Source organism: Pseudomonas medicaginis, from assembly GCF_965119365.1.
Lineage (GTDB): Bacteria > Pseudomonadota > Gammaproteobacteria > Pseudomonadales > Pseudomonadaceae > Aquipseudomonas.
Map to the genome: position 1 here is coordinate 4235212 of NZ_OZ221631.1, position 22414 is coordinate 4257625.

General features: G+C 52.2%; 25 protein-coding genes and 1 pseudogene. 9 read left to right on the forward strand and 17 right to left on the reverse strand.

Annotation, left to right across the window (positions count from 1 at the left end):
• Window positions 1-150 precede the first annotated feature (150 nt).
• Complete coding sequence (locus ACMTA2_RS18655; protein WP_413791192.1) at window positions 151-1152, forward strand: FecR family protein; 1002 nt, start codon at window positions 151-153, stop codon at window positions 1150-1152.
• Window positions 1153-1245: 93 nt separating this feature from the next.
• Here ACMTA2_RS18655 and pvdQ read toward each other — a convergent pair whose 3' ends face one another.
• Window positions 1246-3594: a bifunctional acylase PvdQ gene (gene pvdQ / locus ACMTA2_RS18660; RefSeq protein WP_413791193.1), complete on the reverse strand. Its 2349-nt coding sequence runs from the start codon at window positions 3592-3594 to the stop codon at window positions 1246-1248.
• 295 nt (window positions 3595-3889) lie between these two features.
• Here pvdQ and ACMTA2_RS18665 point away from each other — a divergent pair, with 295 nt between their 5' ends.
• Entirely contained in the window at window positions 3890-4270 is a 381-nt protein-coding gene (locus ACMTA2_RS18665) for a fe2+ zn2+ uptake regulation protein (protein ID WP_413791194.1), read from the forward strand.
• A 9-nt stretch (window positions 4271-4279) separates the two neighbouring features.
• Here the strand turns inward: ACMTA2_RS18665 and ACMTA2_RS18670 are convergent, their stop codons facing one another.
• Entirely contained in the window at window positions 4280-4468 is a 189-nt protein-coding gene (locus ACMTA2_RS18670; protein WP_003202135.1) for a hypothetical protein, read from the reverse strand.
• 251 nt (window positions 4469-4719) lie between these two features.
• Here ACMTA2_RS18670 and ACMTA2_RS18675 point away from each other — a divergent pair, with 251 nt between their 5' ends.
• The 4 genes and pseudogenes from ACMTA2_RS18675 to ACMTA2_RS18690 all read left to right on the forward strand — a co-directional run.
• A complete protein-coding gene (locus tag ACMTA2_RS18675; protein WP_413791195.1) occupies window positions 4720-6714 on the forward strand; it encodes a methyl-accepting chemotaxis protein in 1995 nt (664 codons plus the stop codon).
• Between the two features lie 220 nt (window positions 6715-6934).
• Window positions 6935-7381, forward strand: a complete 447-nt coding sequence (locus tag ACMTA2_RS18680; protein WP_413791196.1) for a DUF411 domain-containing protein — start codon at window positions 6935-6937, stop codon at window positions 7379-7381.
• Window positions 7381-7815: a YqaA family protein gene (locus tag ACMTA2_RS18685; protein WP_413791197.1), complete on the forward strand. Its 435-nt coding sequence runs from the start codon at window positions 7381-7383 to the stop codon at window positions 7813-7815. Before ACMTA2_RS18680 ends, ACMTA2_RS18685 begins: the two co-directional genes overlap by 1 nt.
• 85 nt (window positions 7816-7900) lie before the next feature.
• A pseudogene (locus ACMTA2_RS18690) lies at window positions 7901-8665 on the forward strand (alpha/beta fold hydrolase); the annotation flags it as partial.
• 53 nt (window positions 8666-8718) lie between these two features.
• Here the strand turns inward: ACMTA2_RS18690 and ACMTA2_RS18695 are convergent.
• Both ACMTA2_RS18695 and ACMTA2_RS18700 read right to left on the reverse strand, forming a co-directional pair.
• Window positions 8719-8928: a hypothetical protein gene (locus ACMTA2_RS18695; protein WP_413791198.1), complete on the reverse strand. Its 210-nt coding sequence runs from the start codon at window positions 8926-8928 to the stop codon at window positions 8719-8721.
• Between the two features lie 174 nt (window positions 8929-9102).
• The gene (locus ACMTA2_RS18700; RefSeq protein WP_413791199.1) at window positions 9103-9495 is read right to left on the reverse strand and encodes a hypothetical protein; all 393 of its coding nucleotides are present in this window, start codon (window positions 9493-9495) and stop codon (window positions 9103-9105) included.
• 196 nt (window positions 9496-9691) lie between these two features.
• Here ACMTA2_RS18700 and ACMTA2_RS18705 point away from each other — a divergent pair, with 196 nt between their 5' ends.
• Window positions 9692-10594 carry a hypothetical protein gene (locus ACMTA2_RS18705; RefSeq protein WP_413791200.1) on the forward strand — a complete coding sequence of 301 codons (903 nt, stop codon included), beginning with the start codon at window positions 9692-9694 and terminating at the stop codon, window positions 10592-10594.
• Here the strand turns inward: ACMTA2_RS18705 and ACMTA2_RS18710 are convergent.
• The 4 genes from ACMTA2_RS18710 to ACMTA2_RS18725 form a co-directional block, all read right to left on the reverse strand.
• On the reverse strand, window positions 10548-11252 hold the full coding sequence (locus tag ACMTA2_RS18710; RefSeq protein ID WP_413791201.1) for a hypothetical protein: 705 nt from the start codon (window positions 11250-11252) through the stop codon (window positions 10548-10550). The two genes, ACMTA2_RS18705 and ACMTA2_RS18710, sit on opposite strands and share 47 nt — an antisense overlap.
• A 162-nt stretch (window positions 11253-11414) precedes the next feature.
• The gene (locus ACMTA2_RS18715) at window positions 11415-11630 is read right to left on the reverse strand and encodes a hypothetical protein (protein ID WP_413791202.1); all 216 of its coding nucleotides are present in this window, start codon (window positions 11628-11630) and stop codon (window positions 11415-11417) included.
• A 409-nt stretch (window positions 11631-12039) separates the two neighbouring features.
• Window positions 12040-12786, reverse strand: a complete 747-nt coding sequence (locus tag ACMTA2_RS18720; protein WP_413791203.1) for a recombinase family protein — start codon at window positions 12784-12786, stop codon at window positions 12040-12042.
• A gap of 898 nt (window positions 12787-13684) precedes the next feature.
• A complete protein-coding gene (locus ACMTA2_RS18725; protein ID WP_413791204.1) occupies window positions 13685-14473 on the reverse strand; it encodes a helix-turn-helix domain-containing protein in 789 nt (262 codons plus the stop codon).
• Between the two features lie 277 nt (window positions 14474-14750).
• On the opposite strand from ACMTA2_RS18725, the gene ACMTA2_RS18730 reads away from it, so the two are divergent.
• Complete coding sequence (locus ACMTA2_RS18730; protein WP_413795688.1) at window positions 14751-15602, forward strand: FRG domain-containing protein; 852 nt, start codon at window positions 14751-14753, stop codon at window positions 15600-15602.
• Between the two features lie 115 nt (window positions 15603-15717).
• On the forward strand, window positions 15718-16047 hold the full coding sequence (locus ACMTA2_RS18735) for a hypothetical protein (protein WP_413791205.1): 330 nt from the start codon (window positions 15718-15720) through the stop codon (window positions 16045-16047).
• Between the two features lie 44 nt (window positions 16048-16091).
• Here the strand turns inward: ACMTA2_RS18735 and ACMTA2_RS18740 are convergent, their stop codons facing one another.
• The 9 genes from ACMTA2_RS18740 to ACMTA2_RS18780 form a co-directional block, all read right to left on the reverse strand.
• Window positions 16092-16820, reverse strand: a complete 729-nt coding sequence (locus ACMTA2_RS18740) for a Gp138 family membrane-puncturing spike protein (protein WP_413791206.1) — start codon at window positions 16818-16820, stop codon at window positions 16092-16094.
• Window position 16821: 1 nt separating this feature from the next.
• The gene (locus tag ACMTA2_RS18745; protein ID WP_413791207.1) at window positions 16822-17031 is read right to left on the reverse strand and encodes a hypothetical protein; all 210 of its coding nucleotides are present in this window, start codon (window positions 17029-17031) and stop codon (window positions 16822-16824) included.
• Window positions 17032-17045: 14 nt separating this feature from the next.
• Entirely contained in the window at window positions 17046-17432 is a 387-nt protein-coding gene (locus ACMTA2_RS18750) for a hypothetical protein (RefSeq protein ID WP_413791208.1), read from the reverse strand.
• A gap of 21 nt (window positions 17433-17453) precedes the next feature.
• Window positions 17454-19820, reverse strand: coding sequence for a tape measure protein (locus tag ACMTA2_RS18755; protein WP_413791209.1), 2367 nt, complete (start codon window positions 19818-19820; stop codon window positions 17454-17456).
• Window positions 19821-19825: 5 nt separating this feature from the next.
• A complete protein-coding gene (locus ACMTA2_RS18760; RefSeq protein ID WP_413791210.1) occupies window positions 19826-20266 on the reverse strand; it encodes a DUF7375 domain-containing protein in 441 nt (146 codons plus the stop codon).
• A 72-nt stretch (window positions 20267-20338) separates the two neighbouring features.
• Complete coding sequence (locus ACMTA2_RS18765; RefSeq protein WP_413791211.1) at window positions 20339-20665, reverse strand: hypothetical protein; 327 nt, start codon at window positions 20663-20665, stop codon at window positions 20339-20341.
• Between the two features lie 27 nt (window positions 20666-20692).
• Entirely contained in the window at window positions 20693-21076 is a 384-nt protein-coding gene (locus ACMTA2_RS18770) for a hypothetical protein (protein ID WP_413791212.1), read from the reverse strand.
• Window positions 21077-21424: 348 nt separating this feature from the next.
• Entirely contained in the window at window positions 21425-22057 is a 633-nt protein-coding gene (locus ACMTA2_RS18775; RefSeq protein WP_413791213.1) for a hypothetical protein, read from the reverse strand.
• Complete coding sequence (locus ACMTA2_RS18780) at window positions 22057-22398, reverse strand: hypothetical protein (protein ID WP_413791214.1); 342 nt, start codon at window positions 22396-22398, stop codon at window positions 22057-22059. The genes ACMTA2_RS18775 and ACMTA2_RS18780 overlap by 1 nt, the downstream gene beginning before the upstream one ends.
• Between the last annotated feature and the right edge of the window lie 16 nt (window positions 22399-22414).

Genomic DNA, 22414 nt, shown 5'->3' on the forward strand with positions numbered 1-22414 from the left:
GTGTTGATCTTTTTTTCACGCGAGGTATGCAACGCTAGGCCATGGCAGGTGGTTGAGCAAAAAAACAGGCTCATTGATGCGCAAACGCCATGATGGCAGTTCTCGGCAGCTCATGCCGAAGGTTAGAATGCTGCAAACCAGGATGAATCAATGACCGAACATACCCTCTCGGAAGCCGAATACGACGCCATTACCGATGCCGCTGCCCATTGGTGCATGCGTCTGCATGCCGACGACTGCACCGATGCCGAACGGCAGGCGTTCAAGCAGTGGCACGATGCCGATCCCCTGCATGCGTTCGAATACGAAGCCATGCGGGATATCTGGGAGGTTGCCGATCATCTGCCGCGCGTCGAGCCAGCGCCCGCTACTCCAGCGACCAGGCCACGGTCGCGCTGGAGCCGGCTGGCCGTCGCCGCCGCGGTATTTGTCATGGGCCTGCCCCTGGCCGCCTACACCGGGTGGAACCTGGGCTGGATTGCCAATTCCTACCAACGATTCGAAGCCGGCACGAGCATGCGCCATGTCATCTTGAGTGACGGCAGCCAGGTAGAACTCAACCTGGGCAGCGAACTGACCTTCGCCAACTACAAGAACGAGCGCCGGGTTACCCTGGAAAAGGGCGAGGCGTTTTTTGATGTCAGTCATGACAAACAGCATCCGTTTGTCGTGCGTGCCGGCCAGGGTCAGGTGCGTGTGACCGGTACGCGTTTCAACGTGTGGATGTATCAAGACCAGGTACGGGTCACCCTGGTTGAAGGTTCGGTCAGGGTCACCAGCAACCAGGCATTCACCCACGATGGCCTGCAACTCTCGCCGGGCATGCAAGCGAGCTACAAGACGGGTGACCATCAGCCCCAAGTCCGTGAGACAGACCCCAATGACAGCTCGCTGGCATGGCGCAACGGCAAACTGGTGCTGGACAACCTCGCCCTCAGCGACGCACTGCCACTGATCAACCGCTACCTCGACCGTCCCGTGATGCTGGCTGACAACAGCACTGGCGACTTGCGAGTCGGCGGCGTCTACAACGTCCGCGAAGTGCAGAACCTCGTGGCTTCGTTGCCGAAAGTCCTGCCGGTCTACCTGACCCGGAACAAGGACGGCAACCCGGTCCTCAATTCCATCGGGCAACGTCCGGCCACACACTGAAAGCTTTCTGTGGGAGCGAGCCTGCTCGCGAAGGCGGTGTGCCGGTCACTGAAATGCCGAATGTGCCGCCTTCGTGTACAAGTACAAAAGCCGTTAGTGCGTCGCCACCCTGCCCGCCTCTTCACGTTCACGGATAGTCACGGCCTGATAGTCCGGATCGGCCTTGATCTGCTGTTCGGTGAATGGCAGCGCGCTCCACTGTTTCTGCGAAAACGCCTGGGTCTGGTCGGCCGAATAAGGCGAGGCGGGATCGCTGGAAATGGAGAACGCCAGCAACCCCTGGGCTTGCGGCCCTTTACCGTCAAACGTCACCACTTGCAGGTAGCTGGTACCGCTGACCACTTCCCGCTTGCCGTTCGCCCCCGGCACGCTCTGGATCGCGTTATAGATGCCCAACTCCCCGGGACCACCGTGGATCGGTGTCTGTCGGCTGCCACTGCTGCTCACCTGGACGTCCTGCCATCGACTGTCCTTCGATAACCCGGAAGCCTTCACCGCCGCCACCGAAGCCAGCATGGCTTCGCGCACGGCCTTGAGCACGGGCGGTCGCTCGGTCGCCAGGCCACGCGGGGTGTGTTGCGGGTCCTTGGGGTCGAACGCCACGCGCCACGAATCGGGCACCGCTTGCAGTCGCGCCATGATCTGCTGGAAATGCACGAACCCCAGGCCGCTATTCAAACCTGCCTTGCGATCCCAAGCCTTGAGGCTGGCACAGGCCTCGCTCATTGCCGCAGCATCGGCCCCCAGATCACCGGTGCAAACCCCTAGCAGGTCCGGCATCACCTGGTCAGCCAGGTAAACCTGATCGTCCATGACCATGCGCTGCAAATCCTCGACCTTCACCGGCCCGCCCTTGGCCAATTGGCCCATCCGTTCCAGCGCAAAACGCGCCCGCAGGCCTAGCGGCTGGCCGTGCTGGCTGATCAACGGGGAATAACCGGACAAGGGCTGCGCGGGGTTGACCATCCAGGCCGAGTCGTTGGCGTTCTGCACATAATCGCGGCGCAGCAGTTGCGGGAGCTTGTCGGCGGCATAGATGCCCTTCTGCGCCGCCTTGGAATCGTTGTCCCAGGCACATTCACTGCGCGCGCCATCCAGCACGATCAGTTGCAACCCGGCCCTGGGATCGCTGCACCGGGCCAATTTGTCGGCATCGACGTTCGGCACCACCGACACATTCATGTAGAGGCTTTGTCCCTGGTCGTCCACCGCCAGGGTATTGACCCAGGGAATGCCCTGGATCTCATGGACGGCGTCCTGCAGATCCTTGAGCGTGACCGCCTTGTTCATGGCGTACCACTGGGCCAGTACCCGATCGTTTTCCAGGTTCGCATCCCGCAGGCTGTAGGCGAATCGGTTGTCCCAGTCCAGCCGGCCAGGCCACTGCACGACCGGGCCGAACTCAGAGCCATAGACCACGCGAGAAACCCTCTGCACCTGGCCGTCGGGTTGCTTGATGTCCACCGTGACCGCCTGTTGGCTCATCGGTACGGACTTGCCATCGAGCAAGTAGCGAGTCGGGTCCTTCGGGTCGAGTTGCAGACGGTACAGGGTGAAATGTTTTGAACTGTCGACGGTGTGGGTCCAGGCCAGGTGCTGGCTGAAACCGATGTTGATCATCGGCAAGCCTGGCAGCGCCGCCCCCATGACGTCCAGCTTGCCGGGGATGGTCAGGTGCATCTGGTAGAAACGCATGCCGCCTACCCACGGAAAATGCGGGTTCGCCAGCAACATCCCACGACCGTTGAACGAACGCTCACTGCCGATGGCCAGCGCATTGCTGCCGCGGTCCAGGGCAAACCGCTGCTGACGGGTCGCGGCGGCGGCGAAATGGGCGGCCGGGGCAGCGGCGAGTGCCGTCGCCTGGGGCGGCTGCGCGCCAGCCAGGGCTTCGGCGAACTGGCCGACGCCACCTTCCACCAACAACCGACGGGTCAACTTGACCAGGTCCAGTGCGGTGATCGGCCGTACCCACTCGCTGGCGCACTGCTCGGGCAAGCCCTTGGCCTTGCGCTCGGCCAACACACGGTTGTAGCCCGCCACATACCCCTCGACCAGTTGCTGCACTTGAGGCGTCTGGGCCTGCCAGAACCCGGAAACCGCTTGCGGCGTGTTGAGCCAGCTGAAAAACAGATCGCTGACGCGGTTCTGCCGCTGTTCGACGGTCACCTGCTCGGGCCCGAAATAACGCGAGCGCTGGGCATTGACCGTGACGATCTCATTGGCCAGCAGGCACAGATTGTCCTGGGCGTAGGCATAACCGATGCCATAACCCAGCCCTCGTTCGTCCTGAGCCCGGATATGCGGCACGCCGAAACGGGTGCGCCGGATCTCGGCACTGGCCTGTGTCCCATCGTCCTGCGCATTGACCACGGGGCTGAGCCCGAGCGCGATCCCCAGAAAAGCGCCTGCAAGGCCAACCCTCGATAACTGCCCGGACATTCTCACGTTCACTCCTGATGAAAACTTCAGAAACCAGGACGGCTACCGCTGCGCCGATAGACAAGCACTCGGCCGCCTGGGACATCACACGCCGCGTGCTGGACCGGAATGTGCCTCCCTTGAAAACGAACCGGATGAAAAAAAATTAATAGCCTGGCACCGCTTGAACACGGGGGTTTGACGAAGCACGGGCATTTTTTTCACATCACGGCCCTCATGATTGCGCGTCCTCGTTCGTCCTATAACAGGAGAGTATTCGTGACCTTTTCTGATCAGGCTGGTAAGGAGTTTCTGCATGCGTAACGCGCAACTGCCCATGGAGGGCAAGCCAAGGCCGACCGGCATCTCGCTGAACGCCACCCACCGTGAATTCGACAGGCTGCCAGAGCGCGGTGGCAATGATCACATCAGGCGCCTGCTCAAGAGCTTCGGGCTCAGGACCAGCCTGATTCGCCTCAAAGTCATCGACGCGCTGCTCAAGGCCGCTCACGAAAACCGTTGCCTGGGTGTACGTGGCGTGCACAGCCAGTTATTGGGACTGGACATTCCGTTGTCCTTTCTCAGCGTGCGCGAGGTGTTGAAGCGCCTGTGCAGCGAGGGCGTCGTGACCCTCAACCCCGATAAAAGCTACCGGCTGCATCCCAACGCGATGGCCGTACTCGAGGCCGAGGATTGACGCCGGTGCTCAGGACTTGACCTTGCGCCGCATCACGCCGTTGATCACTACCACGATGACCGCCACTGCAATGGCGATGTATTGGAACAGCTGCTCGCTGATCATGCCCTTGCCCTGCATCCAGGACAGGCCCAGCATGATCGCGAGGACCACGAGGACGATCAGAATCGAGTATTTCAAGCGTTGTGAATGAGTCATTGCCAATTTCCTGAATGTTTCCGTTCTGTAGCCCGAGCCCGCCGGGGTGACGCTGGTTCAAGCGATGACGGGCAGCGCGCGGACGGCCCATGGTACAGGCCAACCCGACTGTTCGCCTACGGGCGATCATTTCCCCCACGGGCGCCAACGCCGCCGATACACGGCATTCAAGCTTCGCACGAACGAGTCGATACAAATTGGTACGATCATCCCAATTGCTCTTGAAAGACGCCTCCGTGCAAGGACCCCCCATGCCCGCATTCCGAACGATTCAGGCTCGCTACACGCTGTTCCTGGTTCTATTCATCTTGGTGCTGTCCATCCTGACCGTGGTGGGCATCAGTTACCTGGTCGCCCCCAAGCTGCGCCAGACTGAAGAACAAGTGGTCCTGAACCGCATCGCCGAGGTTGCCGAGCAGATCCAGGGTGAACTGAACAAAGTCCAGGCCCAGCAACGCAGCATCACCCAGACCATCCCGTTGCTCGACAGCGATGCCATCGACAAAGTATTGCCGGGGCTGGTGGACCAGTACGGCGAGTTGAAAGTCTTCGGCGGTGGGATCTGGCCGTTGCCCAACCAGCGGGCCGAGGGGCGCAGCAAATTCAGCACGTTCTGGCACCGCGACGCGTCCGGCAAACTGGTGGTCAATACCTTCTGGAACAGTGACGCCGCCCCCAACTATTACGAACAACCCTGGCACAAGGGCGGCATGGCCACCCCTCCTGGGAAATGTGCCTGGGCTGCGGCGTACAAAGACGACGCCAGCGCCGAACCGCGCACCAACTGCGCCATGGCCATTCAGAAAAACGGCGCGCCTTACGGCGTGTCCACCATCGACGTGACCCTGGGCTTCTTCAACGACCTGGTGGCGCGGAAGGAAGCTGACCTGAGCGCCGAAATGCTGATCGTCGAAGGCGACGGCAAGATCATCAGCAACAGTTCACGCATCAACGGGTCGATCGTGCTGAAAAACATCAGCGAACTGGCGGCCACTTCACCATTCGCCGCCCAGGTCAAGGCGGGCCTGGCCAAGCGTGAGCAGCCGTTGCAACGGGTCGAGTTCGACAACAACGGCGAGGCCAGCACCTTCTTCATGCGTCCTATCGAAGGTTCGCCGTGGTTCCTGGCGACGGCACTGCCCACCCGCCTGATCACCGCCCAGCGCGACGACGTACTGAGCACGCTGAGCCTGCTGCAGATCCCGATGGTGATCCTGCTGGTACTGATGCAGTTGTACGCGATCCGTCAACTGACCAACCGCATGAAGATCCTCAAGGGCAACATCGACGCCTTGTCAACGGGCGACGCCGACCTGACCCGCCGAATCACCATCCGGGCCGAGGATGAATTGGGGGCTATCGGTCATTCGGTCAACCGCTTCATCGCTTACCTGCAAGGCATGATCGGTGAAGTCACCCAGGCCACCGGCGCCATGGCGTCGAGCCTCGGTGACCTGCAGCGGACCTCGGCCCACACCAGCGAAATCCTGATGCGCCACGCTTCGGAAACCGACCAGACCGTGACCGCCATCACCCAGATGAGCTCCACGGCTGAAAGCGTTGCGCAAAACGCCGCCGAAACCGCCGCGTTCACCCAACGCGCCAACCAGCACGCCGATCGCTCCCGGGTGGTGGTCGGCGAGGCGTCCACCAGTGTGGTGGCATTGATCGATGAAGTGGCCAGCGCCACCCGCAAGGTCGAGAGCATGCAACAGGACGCCCAACGTATCACCGAGATCCTGGGCGTGATCGGCGCCATCGCCGGGCAGACCAACCTGCTGGCGCTCAACGCAGCCATTGAGGCCGCCCGGGCCGGTGAGCAAGGCCGTGGTTTTGCCGTGGTGGCCGACGAAGTCCGCGCCCTCGCGGCCCGCACCCAGGCCAGTACCTCGGAAATCAACGAAATGCTGACACGCCTGACCCAAGGCGTGAGCTCGTCGGTCGCGGCCATGGAAAACACCCAGGCCAGTTGCCAGTCGGCCGCCGATGCCACATCCCGAGTCAACTCGGGCCTGGATGAAATGGCCGGTTCCGTCAGCCAGATCAACAGCCTGAGCACCCAGATCGCCACGGCCGCCGAACAACAGAGCGCGGTGACCGAGGAGATCAATCGCAGCATGGTGCAAATCCGCCACATGGTGGAGCAACTGGTGGAGAGCGGCTTGGCCAGCGAAGCCAATACCCGACAACTGCTGGAAGCCAACAGCCGGGTGAATACGATCATGGGGCGGTTCAAGGTGCGCTAAAAACTCACCATCCCCTGTGGGAGCGAGCTTGCTCGCGATAGCGTCGGAACAGTTGCAAGGTCGTGACTGACAAACCGCTATCGCGAGCAAGCTCGCTCCCACAGGACTGTATTCGGCCTCCCAACCTGACAACTCTGTAATTCCCGCCTCAGGCCCCCGTCAGCTCGTACCCGCTACTCTGTTATCCTTGCACCAAACCGTTCGACACGAGACCTCCTTCATGGCCAACCCCCTGCACCTGCTTGCCTTGAGCGCTCTGTTCATGACCACCCTGGCCCAGGCCGCCGAACCGATCAGCATTGATGTGCACCGCGATGCCAACTGCGGCTGCTGCAAAAAGTGGATCTCGCACCTGCAAGACAATGGTTTCAAGGTCAATGACCATGTCGAAGCCGATATGAGTTCGGTCAAGCAACGCCTGGGCGTGGCGCCGAACCTGCGCTCCTGCCACACCGCCGAAATCAACGGCAAATTTGTCGAAGGCCATGTCCCGGCCGACCAGGTGCTGGCGTTGAGCAAGCGCGATGACTTGCTCGGCGTGGCCGCACCGGGCATGCCCATGGGCTCGCCCGGCATGGAAATGGACGGCATGAGCGACGCTTATCAGGTGATCGGCCTGAAAAAAGACGGGACCCAAACCGTAGTGGCGGATTACCCGGCCCACTGATGGGCCAAGCCTATATCGGCTTGTTCCTGGCGGCGTTCGGCGCGGCGACCTTGTTGCCGCTGCAATCGGAAGCCTTGTTGGTCGGCCTGTTGCTCGGCGAGCGCCATGCCGCCTGGCTGTTGCTGGGTGTCGCCACCGTCGGCAACGTTCTGGGATCGCTGGTGAACTGGTGGCTGGGCACGCGCCTGGAACACTTCAAGGACCGGCGCTGGTTTCCGGTCAGCCCTACCCACCTGGACAAGGCCCGCGTCCATTACCAGCGCTTCGGTCGTTGGTCGTTGCTGCTCAGTTGGCTGCCGATCATCGGCGACCCGTTGACCCTGGTCGCGGGGGTGATGGGCGAGCCGTGGCGGCGCTTCCTGCTGATCGTGACCCTGGCCAAGGGCCTGCGCTATGGCGTCCTCGCCCTGGCCACGCTGGGCTGGATGGGTTGAACGTTCAAACCATTCGGTTGCCTGTGGTTAATGTCGCCATAATCAGGCCGCCCCAGGATCGGCAGCGGCCACAAGGAGATTGACCATGTCCCGAACCACTCTGCGCTGGTTGCCCAGCCTGTTCCTCACTGCCGCCCTGCCCCTGCTCACCCAGGCCGCCACTGCGCCGCAAGGCCCGGCCTACGGAGCACAGCTGGAGGGCTTCGAATACCCCTACACCCTCAAGCACTTCGCTTTGCAGTCCCAGGGCCAATCGTTGCAGATGGGCTATATGGACGTCCCGGCCCAAGGCAACGTCAATGGCCGCACGGTGGTGCTGATGCACGGCAAGAATTTCTGCGCCGCCACCTGGGGCGATTCGATCAAGGCACTCAGCGAGGCTGGCTACCGGGTCATCGCGGCGGACCAGATCGGTTTCTGCACCTCAAGCAAACCCGAGCATTACCAGTACAGCTTCCAACAACTGGCAACCAATACCCAGGCCTTGCTCAAGGCCCTCGGCGTACAGAAGGCCATCGTCCTCGGTCACTCCACCGGCGGCATGCTCGCCACCCGGTACGCCTTGCAGTTTCCCGATCAGGTCGAACGCCTGGCGATGGTCAACCCCATTGGCCTGGAAGACTGGAAAGCCTTGGGCGTGCCCTACCGCACCGTGGACCAATGGTATGCGCGGGAGCTGAAAGTCACCGCCGAGGGCATTCGCAATTATGAGCGCACGACCTATTACGCCGGTCGCTGGAAACCCGAATTCGACCGTTGGGTGGACATGCTCGCCGGCTTGAACAAGGGCCCGGGTCATGCGCAAGTGGCGTGGAACTCGGCGCTGATCTACGACATGATCTTCACCCAGTAGTTTGCAATGCGGGGATAACTTGGTGAAGCTTTGAAACTCTGACTCCTACCTCAAGTTTTGCTCTGAATGCTTGCTACAATCTCAGCTAGCTTCGCATCCTTGACATGACCCAGCATGCTATCAAACGTCTTGAGTGGGTCCGCACCATTCTCAGCACAACCCGGCACTACGACATCACGGTAGAACTCTTCCAGCACTGCCACAAGCTTGACATCCAACGTATCATCCAACGTATCATCCAAAACCTTCACACCACTCATAACAATCCCTCCAGTTACGACAACAACGTGCTGTCTGTGTGAACATGATAGTGACAAACAATCACACTGTCAATACACAGTCACAACAATGTGACAGACAAAGAAAAACCCGCTCTAGGCGGGCTATCTTCACTGCTGCACAGTTAACGCTTGTGTCTATCCAAGCCATTAACGTCAGTGAGCTGACGCTAGGCTGGCAATTTCAGCAGCTAGCTCAGCCTCAGCCTTCTTAACCAACTGCTCCTTGATGGCCTCTTGATTGGTCTGTAGCCAGACAGCGTAGGCAGCATCCTTGTTAGCTTCATACTCTGCTTCAAACTGAGCACGTAACGGAGACATGACAGACCTCGGAGCACCCTGTGCGCCTCTATGTTGAGTGCTTGTGGAACGACCACCCCTGTTGCCCTTACGACGTTCTAGCTCTTCCTGCACAATGGCAAGTTGCTTCATGGTGTTGATGTGCGGCCTATCCTCTTCAGCAAACCAAGCAACGATAGGTTGACCGCTGGCTATCCACTCTTTAGCAAACTCTTCTTTCTGTTCGTCTGTGTAACGGATCTTAGCCATAAGGAATCCCTCAAATCATCGACAGTATTGTCACAGATGACACATGCTATGTCACATAGCTTAGCAGCGTCAACACGGTCAGCACCAACATTGGACGCGAATCGATGTCAAAGATGCGTATGTTTTCACCTATAATCGCGTAATCTGTCGAAGGGGCATGTATCCCTTCAGTCAACACGCCGACAAGAGGAATGCAATGAAAGACTTTCAGTACATTGAAACGGAATTCAGCACACTGTTAGAAAAAATAAGTGATCTTGCGATTCATAAAGACAGAGCAAAGGATATCTATGACAGAGAATTCAAACGAATCCATGAATACCACGCACAGCTACCAGACTGGAGTGACCAGAGGGAAACGGGGCACTGGTATTACTTCCGCTTCACTTCTCCGTCAACAGGAGAAGAAACTACGTACCAGTCTAAGACTTTAATGCTAGCTGATCAGGTAGAGTTAAACGAACTTCAAAAGCTTAAGACATATCATTGGTTGCTGGCTGAAGCCTATGAGGCATTTGGGGATTTTGTAGAGCGCGCCTATGCGTATTGTGGTGTGACACGTAACAGTATTTGGCTGGAGCCAAAGGACTGGAAACATGGCAAATCAGCAGACATCAATCATTACCTCAATCCAAGAAGGAAAGGAAAGGACACACCTGACAAACAGTTGAAGCGGCTAAGGCTCTGCTCCAAACATTTTGCGACACATGAGGTAAAACGCGGAAAAAATCTTAGGGTGATACTTGCGTTAATCGAGAAAATCCGACATATCACCGCACACAAAGGAGGCTATAGCGAGTACTTCGAGGAGCTAAAGAGCGACATAACGCGTCAATTGTCAGATATGAACACGAAGAACCTGAATGAATATATCGATTCATATTTCATGACACACAAAGGAAACAAACTTATAGACTTACTCGAGTTTCCCGTAGAGCATGGCGTAGGAGCTAGGATTGGGGCATACCATGACTCTATGACAGAATTTTTCAGAGCACTCATGGCATACGCACAATTAGTCAAAGAAAGCATCAAACTTGAAGAGCAAACAGTTACTGATCTTCAAGCTTCACATAGAACGAACGCCCTTGAGGAGTGAAACGATAACGTGTCCCACGAACGTTGGCTGAGGCGGAAACCAAGCCATTTTCTATTAGACTGTCTAAAGCGACATGAGTTTGTATTTTTCCAACCCCAACTATAGAAGCGATATTATCTAAATCCGCTCTAATATCACGCTCAATTAGCGACGCAATAGCTTTGAGCACCCTCAAACAAATGTCGTTGATCTCAATATCTTTAGGCTTTGCCTCGCTAACCATCGCAACAGCTTTTTTCAGCTCTTCATTCTGTGCAACCAAGTCAGAATTTGAAAGTTTTAGCGCCTCAACCGAAGCCAAAAGCTTGCTATGTTCAGCCGTCAATTCCTTATCCTGTTTTTCTAATCGAATCTTAGCGGCGTTAGTAGTTCTCAATATCTCAAGCTGTGCATTATAGTCATCTACATCAACAGAGTTCTTCTGCAACAAGATAACAATCAAAACCCCCAAACTTGCACAAGGCAATAGAACTGCCAGCAGAATCTCCCACAACGCCCAAGGTGCTTGTGCATTGAAGAAACTTGACAACCCATTCAAAGCTGTTGATAGCCATGTAGGTAACTCTCCATGCTCAACAACATATGCGATCAGCGCCACACCAGCAGCACCCAGTGTTGCGGCTGACACCTTAATGACCTTTCCCCAGATCCCTTTCATGCTGCCATTCCATCATGCCAAAAGGCCATTCTATCAGAGCGTAACGGAGCAAGAGCTTAGAATTTTTCCTGTAGGAAATCGCCCCCGCCGCTAGACGGGCACCACTTAGGAAGTGTGAGTTGACGCGGCACTACAAAAAATAAGCAAGCACACCCACTCCCCCTACACTGCCCCTGAACGCAGTCTGTCGATTGCAGCAGTGATGCCTTCGGCGTTCATATCAAGTTGCTCCAACGCGGTGGCAACATTCTGGTGTGTATCACTAGCCCCTCTCGCCTCGATCCACAAGGCCACTTCCTCTAGGCCAGCAGCGATTGCATGCTGGTTGAGCAGGAGCAGCTCCAATGCGTCAGCCATCACTTCGTCACTGTTTGCCATCGTGAAGCTCATCCCCTAGTTGTGTTGCAAACACAGTGTAGTTCCCAAGGGCGGTTCCTGTGCGATCTCCAAATTCCCGCCGTGGGAAACGGCCTCATGCTTTATGCGTTTGATTTCGTGGCTGGGAAAATAATGAGAGCGGGCGTATCGATCTAAAAAACAGATTTAAGCGAGCATTGCTAAGCAACAAGCGAGCACCCAAACGAGAAACGTTCGTAATTATAAAATAAATCCTAGCCCCCTTCTTAAAGTGTGTCTCTCGCTGCCTGTAAGGCTTTCTGTGACATTATCTCAAGGGACTGATACCCAACATACTAACAATATGACAAAGCCACTCATACATCATCACAGGAGCTTGCAGAGAGCATACACATAACACCTATCACATCACCATTCCTTGACATCTCCCCTACTTCATGAAAGAGACAGACAGGGAGTCCATTAGACGTGCCACAGATGTTGGATGCCAGCTACCACCACGACTAGTGAAGTGTCCTGCATTGTTGAGTGCATCAGCCAAACCTTGAAGGGTCTTTACACCATCAAACAAGAAGCCCTTAACGTGAGGCATCAGGGCCGCTACATGGGGGCTGATCTTCTTGGGTGCACTGCCATCAGGGATAATAGCCTTAGACATGTCAGCCTTGGCCTGTCTAGCTCCTACAAGGTTGTGAGCACGCCGTTGCACCTTAGCAATACTCTCTACACAGCCATTGTCTGCACGCTCCTGTAAAGCCTTCAGGGCGTCTTTTGTACGCTGACTGATGAATGCCCTCTCCTGCTCTGCCAAGGCTGCAAAGAGGTGAAGTTGAAAGTTGTCAGCTTGGGGCATGGTTGCCACCTTGAGCTGTACACGCTTCATCAGGGATGCCATGTGCTCAACGTCACGACTAATACGGTCAATCTTGGCCGCTACGATTGGGATGTTCATAGACAGAGCCATAGCGATTGCCTTAGCCATCTCAGGGCGTTGCTCTGGGGCTTTCGTGCCTGAAACCGTCTCTTGGAACACAGCTACCACTTCCCAGTGTTGAGCTTTCGCCGCTGTATGGATGTACTCAAGCTGAGCCTCAATGCCCAACCCTGAAGCCTCCTGCTTCCCTGTGGACACACGGACATAGGCAACAACCTTTTGTTTGATTTGTGGGATGCTCATTGTGTGTCACTCATCTATCTGTTTGTGTGTGCAGATTATGACAGACAGGCCACATACAGACAATACAAATATATGTCAATAGAAGAATTATTTTACATATTTCAGGGGTAGACGCCCGTTGAGTGAACGTAAAACGACAGTGAGCACTGTCAGTGGCTGAGCACAGGGCAGCACTCCTCAAGCAGTTTTCCGCACCATCAGTGTTACTCACAACAACACACATCAAATACCAACAACCAGAAGCGCCTACAAGCTCTCAAGGGAAGCTCTCATACCTTCGGTATGGGGTTACACACCCTAGAAGCATTGTCCCTCCCTGTGGCCTGCCACAGAGCCTTATGCACCTAGATAGTGTTTGTATGTGTTGTGTTTTGTATGGGAGTCAGCTTTAGAGAGGATCTATTTGAAGCTCTACGCTGAATGGTGCGAAAACCACAGGAGGAAGAATTGTGCAGAAATTCTTTCCAAAGTGGTTGACTGTGTTCATGGATTGTGATTTTGAGGTGACACTTTCCATTATTTACCACTTTTTTGAAATTTTGTTTGATAGAGAGAAATTAATTTGCTTAACAACACCCCCAGTGTGTGGAACCTCCATAAGTGTCACAGGCCCAGCCAGTATTGGCCTAGCCTCAATATGTGACTAAAATGTTGCGTGCAGTCACAAAGAGAGCATATAGCACGCATACATGCACACCACTAATCCTATGGATTGATAGTGCAACCCTGATTAAACAGACAGTGAGGTCTGAAACATTGTTTGTCCCGAGGTTTGTCCCGTTGATTCCATGGCTCTCTTTGACGGGACAGGTGATAAGTGGTAGCCGGGGAAACATGAAAGAGGGTTTTACCCTCTATATATAATGCGTCCCTATTAATGTGCACTTTTGTGGTAGCTTTAGGCTGCTTTCTTCCAAGCATTGACCGTATTTCTATGTACCCCAGTTTCTCTAGCCACCCTAGCAACAGCCATACCCTGAGACAACAATCTTAGTACAACAGCCTTCTTAGGGTGCTCTCTGGCCTTCTCTGAAGCTTCAAGAGCCTTTCTAAGAGGCTCACCCTCGTTAGGGTATTGATCAGCGGGAGCCATGCCCCACACTTCATTGTAGAACTCTTCAGAGCCATACTCTGTAAATGTGCGTAGGTCATGATGGAGCTTTGCTAGTTCTTCTGGTGTTGGTGTGTACGCACTATCAAGGTCATCCCATTCAGAAGTATGTTCAGGAAAAACACCCAACATCTCATCAATCAGCCCTTGGGGACGGCAAGCCATCATTCTGGGCAAAGCCAATTCAATAGCCTTGAAGTATCGTTGAGCATGTCGCTTGTCAAACTGGAACTGATCTTGGATCGTTTGATTGCTAACGACTGCTTGACTCTCTAAGATCATGCACAGCTTAGAGACAGACAGAGGAATGTTTCTCTCCTTCTTTGAGTACCAGTCTAGGCGTGCAACCCCTTCAATAACATCAATTGCAAACTCTGGATACTTGCCATAATCGGTAGTAGTGCCTACATAGCCATAAAATGGATTCCCTAACATATCTGGTTTAGGCCCTCTGTTTGATTTGGGTTGCTGTGTCTCGCCTTTTTGCGTTGCTAACTTGAGGTTGCGAGACAGCCAAGCGTCCGCCTTATCGCTCACCTCCTTATCGATAATAGATAATTGTTCTTTTGTAAGCATGAATAGTTTTCCTTGTATGTATATGAAAGCTCCTGTATTGCGTCATAGGACGGTCTAAGCACAAAGGAATGACATTGCATAGCTCTGTGCTTTAAACGCTCTGTATGGGCTTGTAGGGAATTTGGGGTGTGGCAATTGAGACGTTGCTGTCAGGAATGAGCATCCTGTACACTGAGGATGTTCAACGTGCATAGGAATTAGGGAATTGATGACTCCACTCGAACAGCCCTTCAGCACTGCCCGCCAGCTCTTCGACTATATGTCGCCTCTTAATCCGATGTGGGACACAGGGCGGTATATCTTCAGAGGGCAACCCGATGCTACCTACAAGCTCACACCGTCTATCTGTAGGCGTGGACCCGGTTCATTTGCCTATGGATCACCTAGAAGGATGTTTGATACCTCAAGCAATGGGCAAGTGTCATTTGAGCTGGATATTCTTAAGAAGTTTTTGGATGGTTGTGATAAGTCCGGCCTGATTGTTCCCGGTTATACAGAACAGATCAAAAGCAGATTTCATAGTGATATAAGCTCGTTCCTGAGTGCCCACACTCCCTGGCCCCCAGCATCCCTTTACGAGATTATGGCTGCTGCACAACACTACGACGTACCTACTCGACTGCTTGATTGGACAGAAAGAGCCTTAGTTGCGTGCTACTTTGCTGCGTCATCAGCAAATCTTGAAATTGATACGAATTTTCCCAGGATTGCCATTTGGGCACTTGATACATCTCAGGCCAAATATTGGGAAACAGTGAAGGTTATTAGGACTCCAGGGGGAACAAGCAAAAACCAAGCTGCTCAATCTGGTCTATTCACCACACACAACGTCAAAGATTATAGTTTTATTGACCCCTACCAAGTGGAAGCACTTGAAGAAGTTCAAGAGATTTACTACAAAACCGGTGCTTACCACCCATTGATTAAGGTAACGATGCCAGTTTCTGAAGTTCCTGATCTGCTAAATCTCTGTGCTCGATTTGGTGTAGATGGCTCAACACTATTTCCAGGATTTCATGGTGTAGCGAGGAGTGTCAAAGACTGGGCTAACGTTGAAGTGGGTGTCAGGATGTCCCAGTCAGCCATAGATGACGCTAATGCTGATAGCTACGATCCAGATTTTCACTGAAAGCACAAAAAAACACGATAATGGCGAACAGCCATTGAAAAGCCATCGTCGCACCCCCATTATCTTGATCACACCGCACTTCACGGTTAACGATGCGCGATGAAAGGAAGCCGCAATGATTAGGGTGTTACTGTCTCTTGACTTGATCGACTCAGAAGACCAAAGAGATGATTTCTATGAATTCTTAGAAAGCAAGAACTGGCTTAAAACAAAGGATGTTGATACTGTTTGGACTATTAGGTATAGCAAAGCCGACCCTGAAAAGGATGAAGCTTACAAAGCTATCAAGAAAAGGCTCGCATCAGTTCTTGTTGAAGCGGCAACTAAACTCAAGCTTAAGAAAATTTACTATGTAGCCCAGATTGGCAACAAAGAGTTTATTGCTCGATCCATCAAAAAGGATGGCAACGAATACAAACAATTCACTCGTAAACTTTTGCCCTGAAAAATGATATGTGACACAATCCGGTGACTAAACACCACCGGATTTTATGCCATAGGCAGTCCTGACACACCATTACCCGGTGTAACGCCGATGTGGTGATGTGTAGAAACAGGAATACCGTTAACGGTAAACTCACCAGTGACGTAGGCTTGGCCTGCCCATTGTGTGTTGGCTACATTGACGTTCATCGATTGAGCGTTGAGGCTAATGCTGTTGGTTGCAGTTAGGTTGATATCCTTAGCAGTCACCTTCACAGTGAACTGGCTATTAAGCTCAATGTTGCCATCAGCTTTGATTGTGACGTTGGCCTCTTGTCCAGTTCCAACATTGTGCACAATAAATACATCAGAGAAGTCTTTAGGCAACACCATGCTTTGAGCTTGTGAAGCCATTACAGGTGTAGGGCCAATCCCCGGATAAAAGAAAGAATCCATTTGATCTTTCATACGATTGGAGTTAACCCGTGTAGGGTTTCCATTGCCAATCTTGAAATGCTCTGCATCGTTATCCGATACAATGCACATACCTATATCACCAACCTTGATTGGGAAGTAGAAGATGGATGTTCCACTTCTTTGTATGGCTACAGGAATATTGATGATTGGGGTGTCGTCCATGTTCTCACCGCCATCTGTATAACGTTGACACAGAGGTTTGACGGAGACAATTGGGGGATATTGCTTAGAGATACCAACAATGACAGCGGGAAAAGCGTTACTCATAGCTTCGTTGTTGTTGTGAATCTGTCTTTGAATCTCTTCCATCCATGCCATATTAGACTCCTAGAGCAAGAGCTTTGCCCTTACCGTCCTGAACTACATAAAAATCCCCTGCTTCTTTACTCCACAGAAAAGAGATGATGGTGAACTTCTGCACCGCCCTATTCTTGAAGTATTCGTAAGCGGCTTGCATTGCACTGGATTGTGTACTGAAGTAGGCATGATAGTTGGTGCCTTCCACAGTGATTGGTTGATTGAATCTCATTGAAGAATCTCCTGTTATTTTTTGTTGAGTGCTTTAAGTGTTGGGCTTGCTTGAATAGCTGGATTGGCCTGTATGGCCGGATTGGCTGTTTGCGTCACTGTAATACTTTGAGGAACAATACTTGATACAGCGTCTCTCACCTTCATAGGGATTTGGACATCAATGTATTGCTTAGTTTGTTCATTGCTGTTGAGGATGAGTGTTCGTAGAGTTTCAGACTGAGACAGGGAGGTGTTAGCTATCTCTCGCCTCAACATACTGATATCTGCCGCCCTAGTTGCTTGATAGTCATTTAGAGTGATGTGGGCGTTCACAGTGAGGATGGAACACCCAACCAAGACGAACATACAAGCGGCGAACAACCACCCCCAGACAACGTTAGAAGCTGGGGAAATAGTCATTAGTGGACTCCTTCAGTCATCTTAGTTACCTCGGGCTTGGTAGCCGTTAGATGATGGGGATAGTTTCGTCTCTAGACCATCAATCTGCTTCTGTGTTTCTGCTCTATGTTTCTCCAGAGCTTGTTCAGCGGCCTTGGAGTCCACACCACTAATATTGATTGGAGCCTGATTCAACGTAATGTTGTTTGTAACGTTGGTTGGAGCCAGAGCCTTACCGTTGAGTGCAGGTTGAACAGGGTTAGTGATAGGAGCCTGAGACATTGCAGCTATTGCTTTAGTGTCTATAACAGGAATGTCGCTACCATCAGTTACACGCCAGTTCTTTGGAGTGTTGTCCAAAGTTGGGATATCAGAGCCATCTGTAAGTCTCCAAGGTGCGTTAGGATCAACGTTGGCACTAGGGTTGCTCTGAGGTGCAGGACCACCCCCAAAACGGTCTAGTTCTCGTGCAGCTTGAATGTCTGCACGCTTCTTATCATCAACTTGACGTTGTGCAAGAATCTTGGCGTAGCTATCATCACTGATACCACCTAGACTATCTGGAAGTGTATGAAGCGCATCTTGAATTAGTCGGATAGTGCCAATTACCGCATCAGCAAGGATAGTGAACACATCCACCATACTTGTAATAACACCAATAACTACTTCGCCAGATGTCTTGAATACTCCAGCTTCTTCAGAAAGCCCTAGGATTTGAGATACAGTATTCCACAGCGTGGATAGGGATTGTCCAAGCTCTGCAAAAGCATTCCCCATGTCTTGTGTAAACTTAGGGTCAAAATAGCTCCCACTGCTGTTAAACCAAGCCGTGATGGATGTAAGCCCCTTCACTACGCCTGTCAAACCTTCAAGCACAGAATTAGAGACACTACCAAGAGCCACAAACTGAGGTTGTAGTTCATTCATGAATTTTAGGAAGCTGTCGTACAGACCACCGCTACTTGTCATTGTGTCGTGAAGGCCGGTATTGTCGTAAGCCTTAACCATGTTGGCTTGATACTGGTTGGCAATACGGTTATCCCAAGAGTCTTGAGTGTTACGTGCCTTATCCAGCAAACCACCATCATTGGCGTGTTGGTTAAGCACTTGGCCTAACTCAAGCATAAACTTTGTAAGAGCGTCACCACTGATCTTCTTGTCTTGGCGATCCTTGCTAAAAGCCTTCATAGCAGCATCACCAGTGAGCTTGCCACCAGATGCACGCTGCCATGCTTCAGCACCAAACTCGTTAGCGTGTGCCCCTAGGTGTTCAGCAATCTGGCCTGTCCATTCTTCAGAGAACAACTGACCCTTACCGAGAGCTTGACGCATACCCAAACTAATCTTGGACATGTTTTCATTGGATAGATGTTGAGCCTTACCGTACCTAAAGATACCCTCTGTAGTATCAGCGGCTTTATCTACGCCAACCTTTGGAGACAATGCACCTACGATCTTTGCATAATCGTCTCCAAGCTCTCTTGTAGAAAGCCCTTCTGTTTGTGCGAAGTTTTCAAAGCGGTTATTCATACGTTGGGCGTTTTCAGGTGTTCGACTGCCTACAGATTCGAACTGTCCTAGGCGTTTGCTTCTGGTGTTGGAAGCTCGTTCAGCTTCTCGGGCATACCCAAGGGCAGCAGCATTGATAGCAGCGAATGCAGCCACCACAAGAGCAGAGCTACCAGCTACGGCACCCAACCCTGTAGAGGCACGCCCCAAACCACCTGCAAGCCCCTCCAGACCAATCACAGCACCGCTACCACCTGCTACACCACCAGCAAACCGACCGATACCACCAAAGCCGTGCAGCGACTTGTGACCAATTCCAAGTAAGCCACCTCCCCCATGTCCGCCGTATCCGTGGAAACCGTTACCACTTAGGCCAGCGGTCTGACGATTAGCTCTGAGTTGAGCAGCTTGGATTCTCAGTTGTCTTAGTTGATGTTGTTGTGCAGCGGCGTTGTTGCGGTTAGTCAGGCTGTGTTGCTTGATCTGGTTCGCAAGAGTTAGGGCTTGTTGTTGTAGGGCTTGTTTAGCAGCAGCGGCTTGTGTCGCCTGTGTAGTTGCTGCCAACTTCTGTTGTTTGATTGCTAAGGCCACTTGCTGCTGTTGTGTCTTGAGTCCAGATGCAGCGTTAGAAGCTGCTGTTTGACCTTGGATCTTAGTGAGTTTGGCGTTCTGTAGTTGTTGTGCGAATTGTTCCTTGGTTGCTGCTTTCTGTGCAGCTACAAGGTTATTGGCATTACGGCCAGCAGTACCTTTTAGAGCTTTGTCAATCGCTCTGCCTGTTGCAATCGCTTGTTTCTCTGTAGCCTTCAGGAGTTGCTGAACCTTTTTAATTCCTGTCAGGTCAACCTTGAAGCCGATTGTAGCAAATAGATTAGCTAGAGCTTGATCCGTCATACTCATATGTCTTACTCCTTGCTAACAGCCGCTAGGCGAGCTTGCAGGGCCACTAATGCAGCCTCACGCACTTCATCAGAAGCATCAGCGATGCCATTAAACAAATCATCAGGATCATTCTTAGATGCAAGCATCTGTGCAATGAATCGAATATTCAAATCTTCTTCAGTGGAGGGTAAGCAGGTTAGGATTGCATGATTGATAGCTGTAGAGGCACGTACAACACGCTCATCTTTAAGCACCTTATCTGCATACTTCAAATCAGAGTAGGAGGCATGTTGTAGGGCGACAGCTCCAAAGCGTTTGGCATAGTCTTTGTAATCGATCATGGATAGGACGTGTTCTACATCAACATCGTCGCCAGCGGCTTGCTCTAATTGCTCACGAAAAAACTGTTTAGCAAAGTCCTCAAAGAAAGCAAGGTGTGTACGGGTTAGTTTCTCTTGGATCATTATTGGTATTCCTTATAAAGAAAGGGGCATATAGTCCCTTTGAAATTGTTCAGATTGTAAAGATGAACTCTCTTAAACAAGAGTCTTCAGCTTTGCATTCTCAGTAAGTAGCTGCTCCATACGAACCCTGAAGCCTTCAGCCTGCATATAAGCAAGTCGTGTTTCCTCTTGGGCTGTTGTCAGTTTGTCCTGTACATATCTGATATCACTCTTGAGTGTTTTCAACTCAAATTTCATTGCAGCCTCTTTAGGCTTAGCCTGTTCTTGTTCAAGAGTGGCGACAAGCATAGAAGCTGCTGTAAGCTGATTGGTCAATACCAAGTGATTGATGATGTGGTGATAGTTGCTTGGGGTGTTGGCCTGATGCTTAAGAATCAGTGCGTGTTGTGCTTCAGTCATTCTATGTCGTCTCCATCGAATCGTTAGTTAATGTGCAAAGTTAAACTTGATGCCTTCTTGTGGCCTCACCTTACCTTTACTGTCCACACCCTGTTTCTTTTGTTCCTTAACAGGAATGAAGATTGGGCAGATTTCATCAAAGATTCTTGCACAATGTTCCAATACGGTAGGCTCTTCCTTACGTGGACGGCCTTGTTTACGTTTGGCTACAAGTGGCTCAGGTTCAAGTTCAAGTGCGTGTAGAGCCTTGGCAAGTTCTAGGAGGTGTTCAAGTTGGTTGATGTGTGCCTCTGGGAAGTTAGTAGCTTTGGCACGCTCTATGGCTTTCTCAAGAGGCTTGATGAGTTGCTTATACACACGTCCTGCATACCTCATCCTGTCATCAACACTAGGAAAGTTACGTCTAGCCATTATTCGTTATCCTCTTTGTATTGTCGTTTTGTATTCCTGCCTTGACGGTGTTTATTCTTGTGTCTAGGCTTGGAGTTAGATGGGACTGTATCGTCCCACTCGTCTCTATCGTATTGGGCTTGCTGTCGCTTCATGATTATTTATTGCCGTACTTCTCTTGAAGGATGCGTGTGGTAGCATCCAGAGCGGTAACAGACTTTCTAAGGTGTGCAGACTTCTCAAGAGCTACAGTTTCAAGCGTGACCGCCTTCCCAGACTCAAGAATGCGGAAAATATACTCTCCTGCATCCATGTCTGTGATTCCTAGAGACTCCCGAAGAGCCTCAATAGCTACGGGGTCATACGTCATCACTTAGCCCCTCTCATGCCACGTAGGCGTTGCTGTACACGCTTCTCAAAGTCTGCTTCAGCTTTGGAAGCTTCTTCACGTAGAAGTTGCTTACGAACTTGCTCTTCTTCAGCACGTAGAGCAGCAGCCTCTTGCTCAAACACTTTATCGTTGTGTGCATCAATACTTACTTCATACTTAGCTGTCACTTCAGCGACAATCTTGGCCTTATCATCACATTGGTATACTGCACCTTCAATGCGGTTCTCTACCTGCACAGGGCTACCATTGTCATCAAGAACGACGTTACCATCCTTATCGATCTTATTAACCAGTGCGGGAGCTTCAGGCTTAGTGACATACAGAATGCCTGCCCCAGTATGGGTAATGTCTGGTGTACAGGTGTGACTCAGGAAGATTTTGTAGCCTTGCTCAAGACGTTCTTGAAGAATGCTCATCGCAAAGAATAAGTTTCGTCCAACAATCTGTTCAATGGCACCTAGGAAGTGTTTGCGTGGGAAGTTGCCGAGAGTATCGGGTTGGGCGCTTGTATCAATATCAACTCCATCAAGACGGATGGTATAGCAAGCTAGCTCAGCGTCGATGTAGGCTTGAAGCTCTTCTTTGTCGTGTTTCTTGATTGTCAGTGTCATTATTTGTTTTCCTTGTATTCTGGGATTGGATTGATTCGGGTGTTGTCAAAGATGACTTTGGAGCCTGTAGCAACTCTGGTATCTACATTGAAGAAGTCCATCTGCCCTGTGAGCACTTCAAGAGTGCCTTCTACAGCTTCCATACAGGCTTCTAGGATGATGTCAGAACGTCCTTTAGCAAGACTCTCACTAGCGTCTGCAAATGCCTCTAGGAATGCGTCTACGGCGTCTACAAGAGCAAACTGCTCATTACTCGATGCATCCTCACGGACAATGGCGAGAGGGGCTATAAAGGGCTTCAGGAGGTTCAGGGACTCTTGTGCGTATTCAGTGATGCTCATTATTGTTTTCCTTGTT

What these genes read in the sequence shown, in the direction of transcription:
- pvdQ (WP_413791193.1), bottom strand. Translation starts at nt 3,594, where the DNA reads ATGTCCGGGCAGTTATCGAGGGTTGGCCTTGCAGGCGCTTTTCTGGGG.
- ACMTA2_RS18680 (WP_413791196.1), top strand. Translation starts at nt 6,935, where the DNA reads ATGGCCAACCCCCTGCACCTGCTTGCCTTGAGCGCTCTGTTCATGACC.
- ACMTA2_RS18695 (WP_413791198.1), bottom strand. Translation starts at nt 8,928, where the DNA reads ATGAGTGGTGTGAAGGTTTTGGATGATACGTTGGATGATACGTTGGAT.
- ACMTA2_RS18735 (WP_413791205.1), top strand. Translation starts at nt 15,718, where the DNA reads ATGATTAGGGTGTTACTGTCTCTTGACTTGATCGACTCAGAAGACCAA.
- ACMTA2_RS18740 (WP_413791206.1), bottom strand. Translation starts at nt 16,820, where the DNA reads ATGGCATGGATGGAAGAGATTCAAAGACAGATTCACAACAACAACGAA.
- ACMTA2_RS18745 (WP_413791207.1), bottom strand. Translation starts at nt 17,031, where the DNA reads ATGAGATTCAATCAACCAATCACTGTGGAAGGCACCAACTATCATGCC.
- ACMTA2_RS18725 (WP_413791204.1), bottom strand. Translation starts at nt 14,473, where the DNA reads ATGCTTACAAAAGAACAATTATCTATTATCGATAAGGAGGTGAGCGAT.
- ACMTA2_RS18665 (WP_413791194.1), top strand. Translation starts at nt 3,890, where the DNA reads ATGCGTAACGCGCAACTGCCCATGGAGGGCAAGCCAAGGCCGACCGGC.
- ACMTA2_RS18775 (WP_413791213.1), bottom strand. Translation starts at nt 22,057, where the DNA reads ATGACACTGACAATCAAGAAACACGACAAAGAAGAGCTTCAAGCCTAC.
- ACMTA2_RS18765 (WP_413791211.1), bottom strand. Translation starts at nt 20,665, where the DNA reads ATGACTGAAGCACAACACGCACTGATTCTTAAGCATCAGGCCAACACC.
- ACMTA2_RS18770 (WP_413791212.1), bottom strand. Translation starts at nt 21,076, where the DNA reads ATGGCTAGACGTAACTTTCCTAGTGTTGATGACAGGATGAGGTATGCA.
- ACMTA2_RS18760 (WP_413791210.1), bottom strand. Translation starts at nt 20,266, where the DNA reads ATGATCCAAGAGAAACTAACCCGTACACACCTTGCTTTCTTTGAGGAC.
- ACMTA2_RS18750 (WP_413791208.1), bottom strand. Translation starts at nt 17,432, where the DNA reads ATGACTATTTCCCCAGCTTCTAACGTTGTCTGGGGGTGGTTGTTCGCC.
- ACMTA2_RS18710 (WP_413791201.1), bottom strand. Translation starts at nt 11,252, where the DNA reads ATGAAAGGGATCTGGGGAAAGGTCATTAAGGTGTCAGCCGCAACACTG.
- ACMTA2_RS18705 (WP_413791200.1), top strand. Translation starts at nt 9,692, where the DNA reads ATGAAAGACTTTCAGTACATTGAAACGGAATTCAGCACACTGTTAGAA.
- ACMTA2_RS18700 (WP_413791199.1), bottom strand. Translation starts at nt 9,495, where the DNA reads ATGGCTAAGATCCGTTACACAGACGAACAGAAAGAAGAGTTTGCTAAA.
- ACMTA2_RS18755 (WP_413791209.1), bottom strand. Translation starts at nt 19,820, where the DNA reads ATGAGTATGACGGATCAAGCTCTAGCTAATCTATTTGCTACAATCGGC.
- ACMTA2_RS18715 (WP_413791202.1), bottom strand. Translation starts at nt 11,630, where the DNA reads ATGGCAAACAGTGACGAAGTGATGGCTGACGCATTGGAGCTGCTCCTG.
- ACMTA2_RS18730 (WP_413795688.1), top strand. Translation starts at nt 14,751, where the DNA reads ATGTGGGACACAGGGCGGTATATCTTCAGAGGGCAACCCGATGCTACC.
- ACMTA2_RS18780 (WP_413791214.1), bottom strand. Translation starts at nt 22,398, where the DNA reads ATGAGCATCACTGAATACGCACAAGAGTCCCTGAACCTCCTGAAGCCC.
- ACMTA2_RS18670 (WP_003202135.1), bottom strand. Translation starts at nt 4,468, where the DNA reads ATGACTCATTCACAACGCTTGAAATACTCGATTCTGATCGTCCTCGTG.
- ACMTA2_RS18655 (WP_413791192.1), top strand. Translation starts at nt 151, where the DNA reads ATGACCGAACATACCCTCTCGGAAGCCGAATACGACGCCATTACCGAT.
- ACMTA2_RS18685 (WP_413791197.1), top strand. Translation starts at nt 7,381, where the DNA reads ATGGGCCAAGCCTATATCGGCTTGTTCCTGGCGGCGTTCGGCGCGGCG.
- ACMTA2_RS18720 (WP_413791203.1), bottom strand. Translation starts at nt 12,786, where the DNA reads ATGAGCATCCCACAAATCAAACAAAAGGTTGTTGCCTATGTCCGTGTG.
- ACMTA2_RS18675 (WP_413791195.1), top strand. Translation starts at nt 4,720, where the DNA reads ATGCCCGCATTCCGAACGATTCAGGCTCGCTACACGCTGTTCCTGGTT.